2 protein-coding genes are annotated in these 6,172 nt (G+C 38.9%); both read right to left on the bottom strand.

The annotated features are described in order from the left end of the window. Positions 1–752: 752 nt before the first annotated feature. Positions 753–2,378, bottom strand: coding sequence for an FAD-dependent oxidoreductase (locus BC008_RS34890; RefSeq protein ID WP_058184307.1), 1,626 nt, complete (start codon positions 2,376–2,378; stop codon positions 753–755). Between the two features lie 508 nt (positions 2,379–2,886). Next, a complete protein-coding gene (locus BC008_RS34885; RefSeq protein ID WP_235595985.1) occupies positions 2,887–6,024 on the bottom strand; it encodes an MFS transporter in 3,138 nt (1,045 codons plus the stop codon). Positions 6,025–6,172: the final 148 nt, after the last annotated feature.

Raw genomic sequence — 6,172 nt, 5'->3', positions numbered from 1 at the left:
AACAACTCGAGAATTTTGGAACACTGCGAGAAGCCATGGAGCATGTCTTGACTTTAGCGTCCTAGCTAACCTGGCGGTTGCTATACATTTGTGGAATTTGGAGACACATTTGTGGGAACCGGTTTTTCTGCTCTGAGGGGTTGAACTGTAATTAAGAACAAGCTAGTAAGCGTAGCTGCTGAGATGAACTTTATAAACATAAAAAATTGAATCTTCTATTTATAGTTACTTTTAATTGAGTTTTTTTCTTGCTCGTATCTTATATACTCTTTAAATTACTAAATATATACATCTTCCCCATAGTCTATTTGTGAGGATGATAAATAGTTATTGTCGCAAGAATATAACCTACCAAAAGTAAGAATGTGACCTATCGGAAGATATATAGCAGTCCACATGACTAAAATCTGCATACAGACTCTGGTTCTGCAAAACAGAGTTTGCTATTAATTGGCTTTTCCTAAAGGTCAACTCTATTTAAATTTTCGGCTAAATTAGAAAATTTTTGCCCAATTCTGTTAATTAACCCTCAGTTACCAATGCTATTTCACATCATGTTCAGTGAATTAGTTATAATTTCTGCACCTGTACGAAAAACCGAAAACCCTTTCTCCTCTGCTACCCAGTTTCCTTACCTACTGCGTATTTAATAGTAAGTAATTACGCAAACATAATATTACTCGTGGTCGTATTAGCGGAGTTGGCTCGATCTAAATTATTATTTGTTCAATTGATATCGCACAACTATTGATTCAAGTCATCTTTGTGAATGTTTTTGAACTATCTTTAACCCCTCCCCCAAGTTGTTTTACCCAATCAGTTGAGTTATTTTTGACAAATTTAGGTATTGGCATTTTTCGGAGGCGCATCAGTTCGGTAATTGCAGCAATATCTTTATCTCTTCCACAACCTGCAACTGCTAGAATTTGATTATTTTTGACGTAAAATGCTAAAAATTTTTGCTCTTCAATTTCGCCTTGAAAAATAATCTCATCCCAATCTTGGGCATGTCCAGTGTATCGTAATTTGACATCAAATTGTCCAGTCCAGAAAAATGGCACACTGGCAAATTTTATTTGTTGTCCCAACATATTACGAGCAGCAATTCGCCCATGTTGCGCTGCAAGTCGCCAGTGTTCGATACGAGTCATCTCACCTGAGTTTGCTTCGGGAAAACGGGCTACATCCCCTGCAGCATAAATACCTTCAGTAGCTTGCAAATATTCATTTACTGGAATACTTCGATCTTCAGGCTCTAATTCAATACCTTCTAAGAAGTCGGTTACTGGTTCTACACCAATTCCTACAATTACTATGTCTGCTTTGAGGTGTTCTCCATTCTCAAGAATTACAGCTTCTACCTTAGTATTTCCCTCAATTTCTTTAACCTTTGTATTCATATGGAAACCAACGCCATGTTGTTCGTGGAGTTGGCGAAACATATCTCCTATCTCCTCACCGAGTATTTTGGCAAAAGGTATACTACCCGGTGCTACTACCTTTACAGATATTTCTTTTTGTGCAAGACTTGCAGCTGTTTCCATTCCGATAAAGCTTGCACCAACGACGACTGCAGTTTTAGCATTTTCCGCAGCTACAACTATTTTCTCTGCATCTGACTCTTTGCGCAGAGTGAAAACATTTTCTAAGTTCGCACCAGGAATATTTAACTGACGGGCTTTACTACCACTAGCAACTAATAAAGCGTCATATTCCAAATTAGTACCATCATCAAAAGTTATTGACTTTGTAGATGCATCAATCTGTTTGACGCTTTTGTGGGTATAAACCTCAATATCGTTTTGTTCGTAAAAATCTTGAGAACGTAAAATTAAACTTTCTTTAGAGGGATGGTTTTGCAAATAGCTTTTGCTGAGCGCAGTGCGATCGTAGGGTAAGATATCCTCTTTACTCAAGACAATCAGTCGTCCTTGAAACCCGGAAGAGCGTAAAGTTTCTGCGGCTGCACTACCTGCTGCACCTGCTCCTAAAATTATAAAGGTGCGATTATCTGCTTCTGGATTATATTTTGCCATTTCTGGTGGGCCTTGAGAGGCAAAATTTTCTGGTAATTCCACGATTACATCTTCACCTTTGATATTGACGGGAAAACGGGATAAAGCATCTAAGCCAGGCGGTTCTTCTTGGTCGCCTGTAACTATATTGAAACATGCATTATGCCAGGGACAAACTACTCTTTCACCGTTTAAAATTCCTGTTTCCAAAGGCGCGCCATAATGAGTACAGTTTGCACCAGTAGCATAAAACTTATCCTTGATGCGAGCTAATAAAATATTTCCTTCTTCTAGCTCTATTTTCTGCATTTGACCGTTACACAAATCAGCAACCTTTCCTACTTGTACTTTTCTCTTTTTCATAATTTATGATTCCTGATTTTGTTTTTTTGTTTAATGTCCATACTTATTTACTGTTTATACTTACAGATTTAATTTATACTGCTTTCTAGTTTGGAAAAGTGCATATTTGAACTGAAAAGTTTGCTAATTCAGGATATGCTATATCTCAATTTCAGTAGTATATATATAGTTTCTACTTAAAATGCTTTAGGAGAATCTTTCCAAGGAAAGGTATAGTTTTCATTCTAATGATTATCTGAATAGCTAATAAATTTATATATAAAGGACGATATACCTTAAATTAAGGGTATTCTTAATTAATTAATTGATTCAATTGTCTTTAGAAACAGATATTTAGTATCTTGGGTAAGATAAATCAACAAATATAATTCTAATTGTTTGATTTATTTGTAGATAAAAAACAGCAGGTTAAAACCCGCTGTTAGATTTTGATTTTAAGGAGTTCCTGAAGTTTTTCTCATAGCAAAGGAATTGATGCTACCTCGGTCGGAAGACTTAAAATTATCACTTAACTAGTAACGCTCATAGCTCCACCGGTTGCAGCAGCGATCGCAGAAACCAAAGCTGTACAGAATAGCCACCAAGAAGCAACAGCTGCAGCTTTGCGAGTTTCTTCTGCTTGTTTTTTGGCTTCTAATTTAATTTCTTCTAAGCGTATTTGAGCTTCTTTTTGAATGCGCTCTGCTCTTTGTAAGACGCGATCGCGGGTTCTTTCAATTTGTCTAATAATGCGCTCAGCGTCAGCTTTAGAGATATCGTCTCGGGAAGCCATAACAGCGATTAGGGTGTTACGGTCGATTTGAGAGAAGCGATCGCGTAATGCTTCAAATCCGGCTTGGGGGTCATCAAATAAGATCTGAACATCTCCTTTGATCCGATCGTATTGTAGTTCTGGACGATCTAAACTATTAAGATAGTTGCGGATTTTTTCCAGAAGATTATCGATTACACTTTGAACCCGTTCTTGAATTTTCTGCAATTGCGCGAGGAATTGATCCCGAACAGATAAGATTTGGTCAATAACTTGGTTTACCTCTTCTTCTGATAAGTCGTCTCTCTGGGAGAGTAAAGCAACTAAAGTAGAGCGGTCGAACTGAGCTAGGCGCTCCTGCAAATTTTCCATCCCTGCACGGGGATCATTGATAAGCAGTTGCACGTCCCGTCTAATTCCTTCCGGGTTAAGTTCTTCTTTATCCGTAGAACGCAGATATTCAGCAATAGAGCCCTGAAAATTTTGTATCGTCGACTGAGCGCGACGAGCAATTCTCTTAGGTGCTTTAGCAATATCACGCAGGGTACTTTGCACTTCATTAATAACTTGATTTACCTGCTGTGCGCTTAAGTCATCTCTTTGACTCAGAAGCTGTACCAAGGTATCTCTATCCATTGCTGCTAAGCGTCGTTTAATAGCTGCAGCTCCAAGTTTTGGATTATCTAAAAGTAGAGTTAAATCTCGCTTAATTCCTTCCGGATTGAGTTCTGCTTTTCCAGTACTGTGCAGATATTCACCGATTGCTGATTTTGCATCTTGGTATTGTCTTAAAGCTTTATTCGCAATACGTTCGGGAGTATAGCGCACCCTAGTCCAAACATCTTCTACGCTGTCAATTACATCATCAACTTGTTCTGGAGTTAAATCGTTACGTTGAGTAAGTAATTGAACTAAGGTATCCCGGTCAAACTGAGAAATTCTAGCTTTTAATGCTGCTGTACCTGCTTGGGGATCGTTTAAAAGTAGCTTTAGTTCCCGTTCGATCGCCATCGGGTTAAGTTCTGTTTTACCAGTTTCTCGCAAATAGGATTGAACTTTATACCATTGATTCTCTGCTTTGGCTTTAGCCGCTCCAAAGGTTTCTGAAGCTTCTTTGAGAACAGCATCCCGTGCAATTTCTAACTCATTTGCGATCGCAGAGATTTCCACCCGGTCCATATCTTTGCGCTGCTCTAAAATCCGCTCCAAGGTGGGACGGTCAAACTGAGCTAAGCGATTATTTAAGTGTTCGTAATCTGCATCTGGGTCTGCTAAAACTTCTTTAAATTCTAACTGGATTTTTTCAGGAGTAAAATCTACTTTTGGGGTGTTGAGAAGATAATCTTCTGCTTCTGCAAATACAGCGATCGCTGCTTCTCTAGCTTGTGCTGCTTCTGCTACTCCCAGAATTTCTAAGCGAATTGCTTCTAAAAGATTAGCAGTTTTTTGAATTTTTGCTTGGGTTAAAATTCCTTTTTCTTGGAGCCAGTTAACAAAATCTCTGCGGTTGATTTGCCTTAGGTCCTTAGCAATAATACCAGGATCGGCACTCGGATCGTATATTAGGTCGCGAAACTCAAGATTTAAGTTTTCAGGTTTTAACTCCCAAGGATAAGCATTAAGGAGATAATTTTCAATATCTGCACGGACGGTGCTGCGGGGTGTAGCTTCTTTGATACCAACTTTTGTCGCTACCTTATCAGTTTGTTCCCCTAATTGGTCCCCTACTCGCTGCAGTTTACTGATAATATTTTCTACATCGATATCGGATAAATCGGTCCGTCCCATAACTACACCAGCTAAGCCATTAAAGCCTGTTGTTGCAGCTTGAGCTATCATTCCACCCTGAGATTCTTGGGATTTGCGACGCTTGCGCATTTCTCCAACTAAATCGTCTAGTTTCTCGGCAAAATTATTACCAACTAACTCCTCCCGCGTTGCTGACTTGAGATAGTCAACAAATTCTGTCATTCGATCTGGACGTGCGGGAATTTTCTTAGCTGTTTTTTGCCATACCTGCTCTAACTTATTTGCAATGCGATTGACATCCCGTTGAGATAGGTCGTTACGGTTAGCAATTAATTGTACGAAAGTATCGCGGTTAATATCGGTAATGCGATCGCTATTTACAATTTCTTGCAAATTTTCATCCTCAAGTAATTCCTCAAAATCTGCAGCTATTTTTTCCAAGTTTATAGATTGAGGACGCACGGATTCTAGATATTCTTCGACATTTTCCTTCAATGTCGTTGGGTCAAGTGCTAAGCCTAGTTCGTGACGGACTGCAGCTGCTGCTGATTCTGCAGTTGCTACTACCTGCTTACTTGTAGCTTTTGCACCAATAGCTGCTGCTGCAGTACCCACAATTGCTTGGAAGCCTGATGTTGCAGTGTTCACCACCGAACCAATCAAAGAACCAACGGTACTCGAACTTACCCACACCAGTAAAGAAAAGTAGGTTCCCCAAATAACTAAACCTACAATTGCTCCAGATACGGGAGAAACAAATAAACTCAGCTTGACTGCCAAACTACAAGCAGTGAATAGAGAAATCGCAACACTAATCAGGGTTCCTAAGCCCACAACTAAGCTAATTTTACGAATAGTGCTACCAAAATTGTTAGATTCCTCTTTACTGTCGTCATCTGTATAACCAGAACCACCAACTAAGGATATTCCCAACGCTACACCGAGATTAGTTAATAGTAATTGAAAGGCGAATGCTAACACCACCCCAGCGACTAAAGCTGCTAGAAATTGTGGTCCACTGAATATAAAAGCAGCATCTCTAGTAGTTTCGGTACTGGGTTGAACAATAACTTGTCCCAACCATACTCCTGAACTTAATATTCCCGAACTTACAAATTCTTGTATCATTCTTGTACTGTAGAGCATATTTATTTCTGCTGTCTTGATTTTTATCTAGAAATGCGACGAACTGTAAAACTTGCGATGTTTATATTCCCCAATCCTTCCAGAACAAATTAGAGATTTAACGTTTCGATTTAAGTTTTCTGTATATTAAATTATTTATCAATTATAT

The sequence above is a fragment of the Mastigocoleus testarum BC008 genome, from assembly GCF_001456025.1.
GTDB lineage: Bacteria > Cyanobacteriota > Cyanobacteriia > Cyanobacteriales > Nostocaceae > Mastigocoleus > Mastigocoleus testarum.
Note: the sequence above shows the minus strand (reverse complement) of the source record. Positions and strands in the feature narration are given on the sequence as shown.

What these genes read in the sequence shown, in the direction of transcription:
- BC008_RS34885 (WP_235595985.1), bottom strand. Translation starts at nt 6,024, where the DNA reads ATGCTCTACAGTACAAGAATGATACAAGAATTTGTAAGTTCGGGAATA.
- BC008_RS34890 (WP_058184307.1), bottom strand. Translation starts at nt 2,378, where the DNA reads ATGAAAAAGAGAAAAGTACAAGTAGGAAAGGTTGCTGATTTGTGTAAC.